The 16,588-nt window shown below is 40.2% G+C and carries 9 protein-coding genes; all 9 read right to left on the reverse strand.

The genetic code is table 11. The features are described from left to right. Positions 1-1,003 precede the first annotated feature (1,003 nt). The 9 genes from MS_RS05320 to MS_RS05355 all read right to left on the reverse strand — a co-directional run bounded on the left by MS_RS05320 (position 1,004) and on the right by MS_RS05355 (position 16,569). Positions 1,004-3,133 carry a VENN motif pre-toxin domain-containing protein gene (locus MS_RS05320; RefSeq protein ID WP_011200337.1) on the reverse strand — a complete coding sequence of 710 codons (2,130 nt, stop codon included), beginning with the start codon at positions 3,131-3,133 and terminating at the stop codon, positions 1,004-1,006. A 154-nt stretch (positions 3,134-3,287) separates the two neighbouring features. Further along, the gene (locus MS_RS05325; RefSeq protein WP_041639741.1) at positions 3,288-3,500 is read right to left on the reverse strand and encodes a hypothetical protein; all 213 of its coding nucleotides are present in this window, start codon (positions 3,498-3,500) and stop codon (positions 3,288-3,290) included. A gap of 2 nt (positions 3,501-3,502) precedes the next feature. Continuing rightward, positions 3,503-3,658 (reverse strand): hypothetical protein, encoded by a 156-nt coding sequence (locus MS_RS11140; RefSeq protein ID WP_157847499.1) that lies wholly within the window; start codon positions 3,656-3,658, stop codon positions 3,503-3,505. Positions 3,659-3,935: 277 nt separating this feature from the next. After that, the gene (locus MS_RS05330) at positions 3,936-4,136 is read right to left on the reverse strand and encodes a hypothetical protein (RefSeq protein WP_041639743.1); all 201 of its coding nucleotides are present in this window, start codon (positions 4,134-4,136) and stop codon (positions 3,936-3,938) included. Then, complete coding sequence (locus tag MS_RS05335) at positions 4,136-5,596, reverse strand: VENN motif pre-toxin domain-containing protein (RefSeq protein WP_011200338.1); 1,461 nt, start codon at positions 5,594-5,596, stop codon at positions 4,136-4,138. Before MS_RS05335 ends, MS_RS05330 begins: the two co-directional genes overlap by 1 nt. 3 nt (positions 5,597-5,599) lie before the next feature. Then, positions 5,600-6,022: a hypothetical protein gene (locus MS_RS05340; RefSeq protein ID WP_041639744.1), complete on the reverse strand. Its 423-nt coding sequence runs from the start codon at positions 6,020-6,022 to the stop codon at positions 5,600-5,602. Between the two features lie 295 nt (positions 6,023-6,317). Next, positions 6,318-6,755 carry a hypothetical protein gene (locus MS_RS05345; protein WP_041639745.1) on the reverse strand — a complete coding sequence of 146 codons (438 nt, stop codon included), beginning with the start codon at positions 6,753-6,755 and terminating at the stop codon, positions 6,318-6,320. 221 nt (positions 6,756-6,976) lie between these two features. Further along, complete coding sequence (locus MS_RS05350) at positions 6,977-7,186, reverse strand: hypothetical protein (protein WP_041639746.1); 210 nt, start codon at positions 7,184-7,186, stop codon at positions 6,977-6,979. A 2-nt stretch (positions 7,187-7,188) separates the two neighbouring features. Then, positions 7,189-16,569, reverse strand: a complete 9,381-nt coding sequence (locus MS_RS05355) for a hemagglutinin repeat-containing protein (RefSeq protein WP_011200341.1) — start codon at positions 16,567-16,569, stop codon at positions 7,189-7,191. Between the last annotated feature and the right edge of the window lie 19 nt (positions 16,570-16,588).

Here is a 16,588-nt window from a genome sequence, read left to right on the forward strand (position 1 = left end):
CCCAATTACCTTGAGAAAAAGCACCTGCTATTCCTTGATATTCAACTTTTGAACTACCAGCTTGAAAAAACATCTTTAATTAAAACACAAGCGGTATGATTTTCAGAAAAATTTGCAAAATTCTTGATAAATCATACCGCTTGAGATGCCTATTTATTTTTTTCTCTATACATTAGATATTACATACATGCCAAGAATATGTATGGTAATACACTTTCTTTTAAAATCTTTCAAATAGAAGTCTATAATGTATATATTTTTTATTGAATAAAACAATATCTATATCTATAAAAATAAAAATTCCCCATGCTAAGCTCCATAAATTATTTCTCTTTATTTTCGAGTAATTTACTTTTCCTTTCTCTTGGGATTTGAATAAAAATGACATACAGAGATACAGAAAAGAATACAGCTAAAGCCGCCTTTAATGATATAGAAAAAACATCACTATAATTTATGTGTAATTTAAATAATCCATATTTTATTCTAGAGTAAAATAAAGAGTACCCGCCTAAGAATATACATATAGTAAGAAAGAAGCTGATAAAAGATACTATAGTATATGAGAAAACCAATAAAATCCTTTTCATTTTATTTATTCCCCGATGGCGCAAGCGTCTTCGCTTGTGCCAATAACAACTAAAACCAACATAGCTTGAAACAACATCTTTGATTAAAACACAAGCGGTATGATTTTCAGAAAAATTTGCAAATTTCTTGCTAAATCGTACCGCTTGACAAGTACACTGGTGTTTCAATTTGTGTGCTGATGATAAAATATTCTTTATCCTTTACTTTATGGAAAACTTATAAGCTATAAATTTCTTTAAAGCTAATCCTATATATAGGGGAATTGTAAATGAAAGGATATCTCTTAAGGCATCATCAGCCCAATAAAAGTCATTGTAATTCCAATATATGTATATAAATATACCAATGTGCTTTAGTGAGGCAACAAAAAAAATAGCTAAAAACAAAGTCACCCAATAAATTACTTTCTTTATCATTTTGAGTATTCCCCATCGCTAAGGATTTTTTTTACTTCTTTATAATCTTTCACTCTATTATCAAGATCTCCCCCATATTCACCCAAAGAACCACCAACGATGTTTCCTAAAGTAGAATCTTTTGTGCTAAATGGTTTATTAATGATTGGTGCAACAATTGCCCCAAAATAATCCTTCCCCAAACTATTTCCACTAGGATCTTTTGATAAGCTACTTACTGTGGCAACACCAATATTTATCCTTATTTGATTTCCCAAAGTATGATTTCTTGTTAGGGCTCCTCCTGCAAAGGCACCTAACACTTCGTACTCATTCACGTCTTGTCCTGTTGATAATTTATAACCAACATGAACGCCACTTGAAATCATACCATCCGAAATTGCTCCTGAGATATTTGGATATTTAACCGCAAAAGCTCCAATGGCTGAACTTGCTTTATTTATACCATTACTTGTAAATTTTCCAACTTTAGAAACTACTGATGCGACCGTTCCTGCTGACATCATTGTACTTGCATACCCTAAAGCCTCCGCTGTAGATTGGGCAACGCGTCCATCAAATGATTCCTGATAAGTTTTTCTATTCTGATATTTGCTATAAATATCGGTATAGAATTGTTCATCAGCAGATTTATTTGTACCAAATAAACTCCATCTGCTTGGTAATTCATGTCTATATTTTTCTGCGGTGGCATAAGGGTATGAATAACCTTTTATATACTGATTTGATAAAATGTTATCTAAATCAGCTATAACATTCTCAGGTTTTTCAGTCCTGATACTTTCAAAATAATAGCGAGTTGCATAATTTTGGTATAATTCCCAATCAGATTGGGTCATAGACTCTGGGTTATATTTTGCTTTTGCGACAAGAATATCACTTGTATGATCGTCTTGTTCTAATTGAATAAATTCTTGCTCATATTTTTCTCTTTGAACTGAAGATAAATCATCCCTATTAAGCTGTTCACGTAACCAGATTCGTCTATTGTCAGAGAGTTGGCTTAAATAATTATTCTCCACCGCATTCTCAGCCACCTTACCACTTGTTACCGCATCCTTGGCTACTTGTACCGAGCGATTACCTTCCGCTCTGGAGCTGATGGCACCTGTCGCAGTAGCGGCAATGCGAGAGAGGTTTGAAACAAATTGTTTTTGCTCTTCCGTAAGCAAGTTAGGGTCTGAGGTGCCGTATAACACTTCCGAAACAATTGGCGCGCTGAGTTCACCTACTGCCGTAGAAAGTGCGCCGGTGGTGGCACTGGCGCCTTGTAATTTGGCTTCTACCGCTCCCCAAATAACGTGTGCTATGACATTTGCCGCTCGATTTTTATCTTCCGGCAGTTGAGCCTTAATCGCTTCGTTAATATAAGGGGAAGCCGCACCGGTAAGGGTACCTTCCACCCCGACACCGCCAAGTGCTAAACCAACGGCATTGGCAATCGCATCCACCCGTTGTTTATATTCACCGCCCATTTCCCATTTTTCAGCGTTAGCCGCCATTTCATTCGCCGCTTGCTCGTTACCAGCCTGACGGAAGATTTTCTCCTCTTCTCGGTATTCCGCTGCTTTGTTTGCCATTTGACGGTCGATTTCAGGTAGGGTAATTTCCTGGAATTCGCTGGTGACTTTCACTTGGTAATCCAGCTCTTTTTGAACGGTATCTTTATCAAAGTGGTTTTCCAAAACGCCTGAATTTTGTGTAGCCATGTCCGTGCTAATCTCGGTTTTTACTTGAGTTAGCATATCTTCTGCCGTTTGACCGGTTTTGGCCACTTGCTCCTGCTTATCTCGAATGTCGATATTAGCGGTATTAATACCTGATTTTGTGGTAGCCGTTTGGTTTTCATCCACTTCACCATAACCGATGGCGGCAGAAAGGGCTTCTTTTTTATCACCGGTCCAGCCTCCGTTAATATCGGCGCTACCGCTTACTTTATAAGCACTACCACTAGTTTCCGCCTGGTTTTGAATATCTGTCGCATTTAAGGTTCCCGTACTAAAACGATTTTTACCTTCTACTTCCGCTTTATCGGTGGATGTGACTAAACCACCGGTCAGTTCAGTATGGTTATTGACATGAACATCCCCCAATGGCGCAAACGTCTTCGCTTGTGCCGATAACAACTAAAACCAACATAGCTTGAAACAACATCTTTGATTAAAACACAAGCGGTATGATTTTCAGAAAAATTTGCAAATTTCTTGGTAAATCATACCGCTTGGAGGTTATGGGTATTTAAAATTAGATACTAATAAAAGAATCTCTTACTGGAATTTGCTACTTGTCATCTTTTTTAAACCAATCTTTTGAAATCCAATCAACAACAACTCCAATAACAGAACATTTCAGTGCATATATAGATACAGCATAATGAGCTTTTATTATTGAGTCAAAACTAAGACTTAACCCATAATTTCTTAACCATACTATTAATGCTCCGATATTAAAAGCAATCATTGTAGTAATAAAAATTAATGCTATTCTTTTCATTTTTATTCCACATCCTTATCAAGAGCTTTTTTTATAATAATCGGAGTTTTTTGAATAATTTCACTAATCACTGATGACCAAGCTGGATTAGATACTTTTCCCCCTATATATGTTCCAGTACCAGATAATACCCCCTTCAGTAAGACCATCACTACCATTTGCTAACCCTGTAGCCATCGCCCCGATGGCGCAAGCGTCCTCGCTTGTGCCGATAACAATTAAAACCAATATAGCTTGAAAAAACATCTTTAATTAAAACACAAGCGGTGTGATTTTCAGAAAAATTTGCAAATTTCTTGGTAAATCGTACCGCTTGGAGGTTATACCTTCTTCAAATAATATGTTGGTGAAAAAATTCCACTATAAATTTTATATTTAAAGCTTTAATTCAGTCTAGTGTATAGATAGTATATTTTTTTAAATACTTCCTTTCATTTATTTTTTGTAATTGGTAAATTTACCTAAAAATACTGTTAATAATGTAGCTAATACAGCAGGAATTATGGGATCTGTAAACTTTTGAATCTCAAAAAATTTTTCAATTCCATCTTCATACATTATGGTATATAAAAATTCTATTAATAAAAGTGAAAAATATGGAAGTATATACGCTAGAAGTAAATATAATTTTTTCATTATTTATCTCCCTCCTTTCTAATTTCCTTACTATCTTTACTACGATTATCTATTTTATTTTCAACATACCCCGATACAATATTTGATATTATTTGCTTAGATATACCTTTCTGACCAACCAGATTCAATAATCCTTCAACCGATTCTCCAGAACCAAGAGCTATTGCATTAGATACTTGCCCAAGAACAATATCTTTATCAGATCTATTTTCATTTACTGAAATTACACCTTTATAAATGGCATTAACTGATAATTGTTTATCCCAAGATTTACCCGCTAGTCCTCTACCTAAAATATAATTCATTGCAGTTTTTTCAGGTGAGGCATCACCATTATATAAATCAAATCCTGTAGAAATAGAACCTACAACTATACCTTCTGCAGCCTTTGGATATTTAGTTGCAAAAGTTCCAATGGCTGAACTTGCTTTGTTTATACCATTACTTGTAAATTTTCCAACTTTAGAAGCTACTGATGCGACTGTTCCTGCTGAGAGCATTGTGCCGGCATAGCTTAAAGCCTCCGCTGTAGATTGGGCAACGCGTCCATCAAATGATTCCTGATAAGTTTTTCTATTCTGATATTTGCTATAAATATCGGTATAGAATTGTTCATCAGCAGATTTATTTGTACCAAATAAACTCCATCTGCTTGGTAATTCATGTCTATATTTTTCTGCGGTGGCATAAGGGTATGAATAACCTTTTATATACTGATTTGATAAAATGTTATCTAAATCAGCTATAACATTCTCAGGTTTTTCAGTCCTGATACTTTCAAAATAATAGCGAGTTGCATAATTTTGATATAATTCCCAGTCTGATTGGGTCATGGACTCTGGATTATATTTTGCTTTTGCAACCAGAATATCACTCGTGTGATTATCTTGTTCTAATTGAATAAATTCTTGCTCATATTTTTCTCTTTGAACTGAAGATAAATCATCCCTATTAAGCTGTTCACGTAACCAGATTCGTCTATTGTCAGAGAGTTGGCTTAAATAATTATTCTCCACCGCATTCTCAGCCACCGTCATGCCTATGCTGGTCTCTGCCAAGGTCGAAGCCGCATTTCCATTAGCCGAAGTCGCCGCACTGGCAACACCGGCTAAGGCTTTGCTGGCATTCAGTAGGGTTTGTTTTTCTTCAACGGTCAGCTCGCTCGCTTCTTTGCCGTAAACGGATTTCGCTAATACCGCCGCGCCCACTTCGCCGACGCCGGCTGCAATAGCACCGGTTTGTGCTTTGCCGCCTGCCAACTCTGCTTCCACCTCACCCCATAGTACGTGTAATGGAATGTTGAGTGCTTGCATTTCCGGACTGTCAGTCGCTTTTTTAATCACTTCCTTCACATAAGGTGAAACCGCACCGGCAGCAATCGCTTCTGCTCGTTTGCCTGCCACCGCAAGACTTAATGCTGAAGCAATAACTGTCGCTTGACGTTTTTTATCACCACACACATCTCAACGGTTTGCTTCGTTTTCCAGTGCATTGGCTTCGGCAAGTTTGGCTTCTGCCGTAGTGACATCACCTCGGGCTTGCGCTTTTTTCGCTTCTTCTAAGGCGGCTTGTTGCTCCTCTTTTAACGCCTCTTTGCGACTATCCACATAACTGCTGACCGCCCCTGCCACATCACCTGCCGCTCGGCTTAAGATTTGTTGGTCTTTCAGCTCGCGGTGAATATCTTTCGGTGCCGCTACTTGTCGGTTCGCTCCTTCAAGTTGGGTATTAATGCCCAGTGATTGTGCAGTCACCTGAGTGGGGTTACTGTCTTTGTTTAAAGTGATTCTGCCTTCCGTCAATGTTGCTTTAGTGGTAGAGCTATCACTGTCATTGCTGTACATCGGGATGCCCGGGTTAATGCCGCTACTTTGCGGAGTACCCACCAATTTGGTTTTAGCGGCTTTAACCTTCGCCGCTTTCGCTTCCGCCTCATTTTTCGGTGTTTCCGCTTTGCTGGCAAGCGTGCCCGAGATGCTGGCGGTTACCGCACGACTTTGGCTATGGTTCTCAATATCACTGAGGGAGCACTTGTACCACTTTGATTTTACTTGTTAAATTCACCAAAGTCTGTTTTGCTGAGTTGTAGTGTCTTGCTGAAAATCTCCTGAAAAAATTTTTGTTCATTATTCCTCTTAAAGTAATACTATCTAGAATATTTCTTAACATATTCATCCATACTTACTTCTCGTAACCAAAACGGCTCTGCTGTATTAGGAAGATTATCAAAAAATTTATTACTAATTTTTTTTCTTCCATACAATAAGGCAACATGAGATATATTTGTACTTTAACATTAGGTTCATCAAGAGCAATCAATTCAAGGCTTTCATTTAAAGCCTTGCAAAGACTTTTTATATATTTAACATATGTTTCTTTTTTGTTTATTTTTTGTAATAACAAAAAGTCATCATATATATTTTCAATAACATTTTTTGCTTTTAAAATATCAGAGCCATATAGATATTTTCTATATAATCTATCTGATACTAATTTATGCTCCTTGTTTTTGGTTAAGTACAAGTACTTTATTAAATCTAGAAAGAACATTTTTAATTCGGTTCTATCTTTAGATACATAAAATGTTGTTAAAGAAGATGAAAATCCTGCATAAATCATTCTTGCACCTCCATAAAATGGATATTCTCGATATCGCAAGCATCCTCGCTTTTGCCGATAACAACTAAGATCAACATAGCTTGGAAAAATATCTTTAATTAAAACACAAGCGGTATGATTTTAAGAAAAACTTGCAAATTTCCTGCTAAATAGTACTGCTTGGAGGTTACGGGTATTTAAAATTAGATACTAATAAAAGAATCTCTTACTGAAATTTGCTACTAGTCATCTTTTTTAAACCAATCTCTTGAAATCCAATCAACGACAACTCCAATAACGCCACATTTTAAAGCATAAACTGAAACTTCATAATGTATCTTTAATGCTAGATCAAAATCAACACTCCATCCTTGTCGTTTCAAAATAGAAATAATAGCCGCAATATTAAATGCTATAAAAGTAGTAAAGAATATTAAGAAAATTCGCTTCATATTTATTTCCCTTCATGTTCTTTACTTAGGCTTTCATTAATTGTTGGTATTTTTTGAATTACCTCACTGACTATTGCAGACCAAGTAGGATTTGATATTTTACCTCCCATATATGTACCTATTCCTGAATAAGTGGCACTTTCTAGACCATCCCCTCCATTAGCTAAACCGACAGCCATACCAACCCCTGCATTAAAACGAATAGCTTCTTTTGTCGTTTTCAGTGATGGAGTGATAGCACCTGAAACCACAGCCCCACCAAATTCAGCCCAATTAAACTCTTGCCCACTTACTTTTTGGGCTACTACATTAGCCCCGCCTGATAAAGCTATTCTTGAAACAGCTGCATATACCTTTGTACCTGCAGCGATTTCTGGTGCAATCACCATTGGAGCAAGCTCTATAACCATCTCTCTAGCTACATAAATTGCTTTACCGGTTGCACTCATAAAGTAATATGTTCCTTCAGCTGTTTGATAAATAACTGGGTGTTCTTTCTTAATATAGGCTCTTATCTCTTCATCTCGTTCTCGTTTGATTTTTTCTCCTTCTGCAACAGCCTGCCAGTTGATTTGAGGATTATTTAAAACCGTCCCAAATAAATTATTCTCCGCCGCCCGTTTTCCAATATCCCCGGATACTACCGCACTTTGAGTGCTATCACCTATTACACCGCCGGTAATACCTGCCGCCACTTGACTTAATACAAGCAGGCTGTCTTTTTCGTATTCCGTTAGGTCGTTGACGGTTTTGATTCTGCCGCTGCTATCCACTTTGCCTACATCATATAAGCTTTTTGCCAACAAGGTTGCCGTGGCTTCCGCCGTTACCGCACCCGCTGCGCCGGCAATCGCATTATTGCCGGTTATTTGCGCTTCAATAGCGCCTAATACCGCATGTGCCATTAAATTGGCGACTAAGTTAACTTCGCCGGTAAGGCTATCCGTTGTCGCTTCTTTTACCGCCAGATTTGCATAAGGTGATAAGCCGTTTACGATAGCCGCATTGACATCCCCGCCGGCAATACCTTGCAGTACGCCGGTTACCGCGCGAATTGCCATTTGGATATCTCCGCCTTTACCATATTGGTTCAGGGTTGTCTGTGCCTGATTAAATTGGATTTGCGCTTCTCGTCTTTCACCGGCTGTCGAATTCGGGTTTTTGAGTATCGCTTCCGCTTCGTCTTTCTCCTGTTGTGCCTTATCCAGTTTTGGTTGTAAAACAATAGTTATGCCGTTCTGTCCGATTTCGCCGATAACCTGTGCCAGCTCCGCTTTTTCTTTGTATTCCTCTATATCATAGCGATTAACTTGCTTATTTGCATTCATCGTATCCTGTGAAAGTGCGGTCGGTTTTTCGCCATTTTTTATGTTAAGGTCGATATTGCCCGAAACGGCACTTTGCGTAGTACTGTGATCATCCTTATTCGCCGTGCCCAGCACGCTTATTGCCGCTCGCATGGCGTTTACCGCATTTGCCATCATATTGGTGGATAGACCGCCGCTTACGCTTTGTACGCTTACTTCACTGTGGTTTTCAATATCTTCCGTTGTCAATGTGTTAGTGCTAAAACGGTTTTTATTCGCGGCAGCTTCGCTTTCGATTAACCCGCCTTTTAAATGCGTGTTGCCCCTCACATTGATATCCATGCCATCACGTCCTACCTTGAAGCCGGATTGTTCTTCTACTTGAGCATAATTCAGTTTTGCTTTATCCATTGAGGCGTTTACGTTTACATTTGTTCCCGTACCGTAAACCGCTACCGCAAAATTTGCGCCGGACTGGCTCTGTTCACTATTGTAAACGTTGCTGTCCTGACGGCTTTCAATAAGGAGATTGCCACCGATATCCGCCGTTAAACGCTCCGCATTGATAACCGCCCCCTTAAGATTCGTGTCACGCCCACTGCGAATAACCGCCTGCCGAACGTTTATGTAACTGTTTTTCTGAGTGATGGTATCCGTATTTTCTCTGCCTTTACCCGATTGTGCCGAGCCTTCAATACCTATGCCAAAACTGTTACCGTTCATACCGACAAAGACCCCGGCATTCCAGCCACTGTTTTCATTATCGCTACGATTTCGATAACTATCCTGTAAAGAAAACAGATTGATATTATTCGCGCTGTCCAGCACTGCTTTCGTCGCATTTATCGTCGAGCCGAACAGATTAATATCACCCGCCGAGCTTTTCAGGTTGATATTACCCGCACTTAGCTCACTACCGCTGTAACTGATTTGTTGACTACGACTGGTTTGTTTTGATTGGCTGGAACCGACACCGATAGATATTTTTAAACTTGGATTAGAAACATCGCCTTCTACCATTTGACCGTCACCAATCAGTGCATTTATTGAATCTATCGTACTATCTGCCGCCTGTGCTGCCATCACGGCTTCCTGAGCCGCTTTCACCTGATACAGGTTAGACAGCCGCTCATTTTTCACTTCTTTACTGCAGCGCAGACTGTTCCGCGCATTTAATGCCATATCCGTTACCGGCGTACTCAAAGATACGGTTAAACCCGATTTTTTATACTCATGCGTTTCCGTGCTGTCAATCACATCACGTCCTGCTTCCACTGTTAGCGATTTACCGATGATATCAATGGATTTATCCGTCTGTGCAATAACATCCGAACCTTCAATATTAACATGATTCTCCGCAGTCATGCTCACATTGCCGTTCACACTGCCTACCGTCGAACGGGCGTCGCTTTGCGTTATCGTATTTTCACCGTATACGTGTTTCTGAGAGCGAGAACCAATCGTAAATCCGATACCGCCCGAGCCCATTAAACCGCTTTTTTTCACTTGCTTGAGGTTTTCGCTGTAAACTTGATTGGTGGCGGCGGCAATATTGATGTTTTTCGCCGCAACATTCAGTTCGTTTTCCGCCACTACATCGCTGCCGATAATATTTACATCGCCCTGTTGAGTGAAAATATCCACATTGTTACCGTCCAGCTGGCTGCCAATGGCGAATGTCTGTTCGCTAATATCCCGTGTTTTTGTTGTCGTTTTATTTAAGAAACCCCGTCCCGTATCTTTGAATGCGGAATCCACATAATGATATTCTTCCCCGCTTGATAATGTGACATTATTGCCGGCATTAAGCAGTACATCTCCGCCGGCGCTGACGGCTGCCGCTTTCGCCTCAATATTACGTCCCGCTTGCAATACGGTCTTTCCGCTGCCTTGGCTGCTAATCATCGTGCCTATGTCCCGGCGATTTGCCGTTTTCAGATAGTTTTCCGCATCACGAATATTCTCATAACGGTCGGACTGTTGCCCAGAGTTCAATAAAATATCCCGTCCCGCCTGAATCGCGGTTAATGCATTTTGTGCGTTATTAATAATCTCGCCTGCCGTTAAGTTTATATCCCGTCCCGCATTTACCCACATTTGTCTGCCGTCTTTGCCGGTTAAGTAAAAACCGCCCCGGATGCCGAGAGTTACGGTTTCACCGTTGGCATTCTGAGTGCGGTGAGTGGTTGTATTCACAACAATATCCCGCCCCGCATTTACATTTAGTATTTGTGCCGCCTCAATCGTGCCGCCGATATTTACCAGGTCTTGTTCGGCTGATACAAGGGTATTGTCCGCCGTCATTTTACCGAATCGGTTTGTGATATTTTCTGCCGAAATCGCCAGTAAATTTTTACCGGCAAGGGTACCGCTATTAGTCATCTCGGAAGATTGAATTGCTGTGATATCACCGGATAACAATGCGCCGTAACCGTTTATATCGCCTTTTTGTACAACCACATAAACCTGCGGATATAACACGGTGGCGGTGCTGCCGTCAGCTAAAGTAACGGTTTTGTTCACAAGCCATACAATATCGCTGGTTAAGCGGGCGATTTGTTCGCCGGTTAATGCCATTCCCGGTGTTAATTGGAATTGAGAAGCCGCGGTGATACCGTTAGTCATCAGTGCTTTATACTGTTCTTCCTGATTTGAGTAACCGGATAAATAAACTCGACCGGTTAATTCGGCAATTTGTTCCTGTACCAGACGTTGTTCATAGAAACCGTCGCCAATACGTTTATGCATGCTGTCCGAATCTAAATTCAGCGCATTCATCATATAGGCGGAACTGAGCCAGTTACGATATTGGGTGAATGCCGGATCGGTTTCTACCAAATAGCCCGAACCAGATTGCGGATTCACCATGAATAAACTGCTACGCGGCAATGCGATAGCGCGATTTTGTGTCCTGACTACCGCATTATCTTTAACAATCGAGCCTGTCGTTTGATTATTTACTGTAACATCTTGTTCAGTAACGGCTATATCCGATGAAAGTGAAGACGGTTTAAATTCTTTCTCATTTTGTACCGCACTTTTAACTTGAACATCAATGGATTGAGGTACATTGATCGCGGAAATATTCGCTTTGCCGAAACTTGGCAGGCTGTATTCTTTATACGCCGCGACCTCTAAAGGAATCCCCTCCTTGATTTCTTGCGGCGGTGTATAGTCTTGACGACTATGCCCCGTACTATCTCTGCCTTTTTCATGATGGCGCCAGTAACTATGTAAGCCGTAAGGGCTGTTATTGCTATGTTTACGCAATGATACATCGTCACCGTATCCTCTCAGTTCGGCAGGCAGGTTACGGCAGGCTTCACTTCTTGATCCTTCTGCACAACCTGCTTTAGTAACAATTTCAACACCGGTTTCTTCTTTATTGTTCAAAATATTTGCCGGAATATCCAATTTCCCACCGGCGATTATACGACTGTTAATATTGTCAACTCTATCGCCTCTGATGGTGATATTTTTGCCGCTGTAGATACGTCCGGGCTCATATTCTGCCGGTAATACTTCGGTACGCTGAACGCTTTTCAAATAATGATATTTATACCATGATTCATAATAAGCGCCGGTCGGTACATGTAAGTGATCGGATTCATGATTAAATACATAAAGACCGGGGGTACCCTCTTCATAGATGGTCGGATCGCCGCTGCCCTGATATTCGGTTACCGTTTCTTGAGAAATCAATTTCAATGCCGTACGGAAGTAATTATGCGTATTACTGACAAGCCCGCTGTTGATATAAATATTATCCTGCGCTTCGATCAATCCGTTCGGGTTATACACAGCCGTGGCTTTGCCTGTCGCATAGCCACGGGAATCCAAAGTTCCGCCGATATGGATTTCTCCTAAGCTAATTAATGAGCTGTCGTTTCTATTTGTCAACGTGCCGACACCTAAATCAAGCCGCTTGCGGGCGGCAATGGTTGCCGATTTGCCATTAAGTTCAAAGTTATTTAACTCACGCGCCTGAATAGACAATTGATCACCATAAATTCGTCCGGTACCAAGATTGTTAAGATCGATTGTTTTCAATGACGTATTACTACCGTTAATTAACCCGTAATTCGTTATTGAATTGGCATTAAGTAAAGTGGTACCGGAACTAAGAATTGCCTTTTCATTATTAACCAACTTACCCGTTTGAATGTGTAGTCCTTTACCGGTTAATAATGAACCGTCATTAGTGAGATTGTTGGTTTTTAGCTTCAGACTGCCTTCTACTTCAATGCCGCCGTTCAAAGTAAGATCCTGTTTTAAAGCAATATCGGCATCATTTTTACTCTGTATTTTACCGATGTCCGAAATTTGCGCGGCATCAATCGCCAATTTACCGACAGAGGCAATCACACCTTCACTGTTTTGGATTTTTAATGCGGAACCGACGGCATTTAATGTACCGCCCGATAGCATTTCGCCTTTTTGGTTGTTAATTAGATTTTTGATATTTGCCGATAATATTTGAGCTGCGTAAATACCGCCTTGTCTGTTATTTACCGCATCAGACGATAATACTACAGCCTGTCCGACAAGCCCTTGCGTAGGAACGGTCTCGGCGGTTTTGGTATTTTGGTTATCAATATTTAACGCAGAAACGGTAAGCGCACGCCCCGCCTGAATTAATGAGCCGGATTTATTCTTTTCAACACTGTTATTAACCGTTGAAAACCGATCAAATGTCACATTACCTAAGGCTTGAACCGTACCTTGACGATTATCTAAGGATTTTGCCTTCAAACTTAAATCGGTGTTACTGTAAAGTAATCCATTTCCAGTATTATTAATAGTATCGGCATTGACAGAGAAATCCTGTTGAGCCTGAATTTGCCCCCGGCTGTTATTCAGCTGACCAATATTTTGTAAAATGATGTCGCTTAAGCTGAGAATACCTTTTGTTCCGCTGTTTCGGTTATCAAGATTTTGATTATGCGTATCAACGAAGAGTGATTTTTGTGCATAAATCAATCCCTGTCGGTTATCCAAATAACCGCTTTGAATCGTCAGTTCTCCGGCCGAAGAGAGCGTTCCCTGTTGGTTATTAATTTGCTGGTTACCCGTATTAACGGTTAATTTAGCAAGACTTTTTATCGTACCCGATTGATTATTTTGTAAGTCACCGCCCATAAGCCGTAGATCCCCTTGAGAAATAATTTGACCTCGCTGATTAGTCAGTCGGGTTGCGGCGGTAAGATTAAGTTTACCTTGTTCAATACCGATTAAACCGTTTTGATTATCCAATGTAGCGACTTGTATTACTGAATTTTCCTTTGCCGCAATAATACCCTGAGTATTATCAAGCGCGCCTTTAACCGTAATATCAAGTGCTGAAGCGGCAGTAATATTACCTTTCCGGTTAATAAGCAAATTGCTGTCTAATGTTAATTGGCCGCTGTAAAGATTGCCGTCCTGATTTTGTAAAGTCCCGGTTACCTTTAAAGATTGCGTATTATTTGTTGCGAGCGTACCCCTTGTATTATTAAGCTTTTCGGTTTGAATACGTTGAGCCTGTGTCGAAACGATATAACCTTGCTCATTATTTAACTGATTAATGTTGCTTAGATTTAGCTCACCGGATGTAACAATACCTTTATTCCCATTGCTCGAAAGAGTATTTGAATTATCCAAATTATATCCATGGGTATTGATTGTCACATTTCCGCCGCTTTGGATTAATCCGCCATTATTACTCAGCGCATGGGTTGATAATAAAATATTCTTTCCGCTTCGGATTGTACCTTGGTTGTTATTTAATTCGGCAGCATGTAACGATAATGCGTTAAGCGCACTAATCAAGCCCAATTGATTATTGATATTTTTATTACTTTCCCAAGTAAATTCAGATAAATTTAAGGTGCCTGAATCGTTAGAAAGTTTTCCCTCACCCCAAAGTACGGTTTGACTGCCGGATAAAATATATCCGTCCGTATTATTAAGTTTTTCAGTAACATTAACATTGCTTACGATATTAATAATTTTGTCGCTTACATCAATGGCATCGGTACCCGAATGAATCGGTTTTTCTGATGTTGATGTATTTGCCGTAATATTCTCTGCGGTATTTGTCGGTATATTGTCGGAATGTACGGGATTTTCCATACTATTATTGGCGGTATTCAGGTTTTGCATTTGATAACCGATAACGCCTTTATCGTTTGTTAAAGTACCGTTTACCGTTAAATTAAACGGATTTACACCTTGCTGAATTAACTTACCTTTTGCATTATCAAAAGTAGCTGCGGAAATTTGATAAGAATCGGCGCTAATTAGCCCCGCTTGGTTATCAATTTGTTCACCGTTAAACAACAATTGCCCGTTTGTTGCAATTTGTCCGCGAGTGTTGGTTAAACCGCGCTGCAAATTCAGATTAAGATCCTGCTCGTCTCGATTGATCCAGGTTCCTTGAGTATTATCCGCTTGGGTTGCATTTATCGAAATATGACCGGCATTAAGTTGCGCGTTTTGAGTAACTAATGAGACGGGCGTACTGAATACCGCCGATTTTTCGGTATAAATATTGCTATCGGATGCGATAATGCTACCGACACTTGCCGTTGCCGAAAGATGGTTTGAGTGAAGTTGGCTATTAGTCAGGTTAATATCAGCCGCTTTAATTTCAGTGCGATTAGAAGATAAAATTTTGCCATTAATGACCGCACTTTTCTCAGCATTAAAACGAGCATTTTTCCCCGCTTCGCTTTTATCAGCGAGCGTATTTTGGGTAAAATCCAGTCCGGCTACAATAGTGGCGTTATTTGTTACCTTAATATTCTTTGCCTGATAATCAATATAATTTTCAGCTAATGTATCTCCGCTTTGTTGAATATCTCGGTTTGCCGTAATCTGAACGCGACCTTTTTTCTGTGCGGCACCTTCGGCGATAATATTACCTTGTTGAGAAATATCCCGCCCCTTTAGTTTTATATCGCCTTGTTGAGTGTAAATTGAACCTTTATTTTCAATATTATTGTTAGCTGTAACAGCAATATCCTGCTGAGCGCCCAAATATCCGCTGTTGGTAATTTTCCCGTTACTGTCGATATGAACATTTCCGGCCGAAGCACCTATTTTACCGGCATTATTTACGCCGACGCCTTGCTCTGTTGCTACTAAGTGAATCTGATTAGCATACATACCGCCTAATTCACTCACATCCACCGCATAAGCAATAGGTTGCTTATCCATATTCTCCGATGAAGACGGGGCGGTAGAATCATTACCGACATACACAACTTTACTATTGGTACGATCAACTTTATTTTTACCTGTTGTAACTTTCAGTTCTTTTGCCCAAATTCCGCCGTCAACTTTGACTTTACCGGCGACAATATCGGTATAATCCACTCGTGAAGTATCCATCCCCTTACCAGCGACTTCTACTTTACCGCCGCGTACATTAAAGCCTTTTACATTACCGTTTTCTAATTCGACCTGCCCTGTCGTTAACGTGGTTCTGCCTGCATTGATCACACCGCAACCATCACAGTGCAAGCCGCTCGGGTTAGCAATAATGACGTCGGCCTTTTTCCCGGCAACTTCCACATACCCTTTTAACTGACTTGGATCTTTAGAGTTTACTTCATTTAAAATGACCTTAGCCTCACCCCGGACTAAGTTAGGATTGGCAGTTACCCAGCCGGCTAGTTGCGAATTTGTCGATTTACGTGCGTTGTTTAATACGGCGCCTTTTTCAGCGACATCAAATTGTGAATAAACATTGCGTGAGACACCGCCGGCACTTGGTGTTTGAATATCCACTTGTGGAATGCCATTTGCTGTACGTAATACCGTCGGTTGATTGCCGGATGGTGCCGAACGATCCGCATGAATTTCCAACGGCTTAGCCATTGCTTGCGGCACATAGATGATTCCAAGTCCGATAAAACAGATAAATGCCGCAAAGTGCAGGCTAAAATCAGGTGTTTTTTGTCGGAAGAACCGCATTGGCAACAATTTATTGGAAAATTCTGCAACGGCTTTGCCGACAGTTTTCGCCAACTCGGATACAACAACCAAACAATTCAATGTTTTGCTAAAAATAATACGATAACAACGCTTGTTCATCTTTCTATCTCTAAATTTT

The organism is [Mannheimia] succiniciproducens MBEL55E (assembly GCF_000007745.1).
Lineage (GTDB): Bacteria > Pseudomonadota > Gammaproteobacteria > Enterobacterales > Pasteurellaceae > Basfia > Basfia succiniciproducens.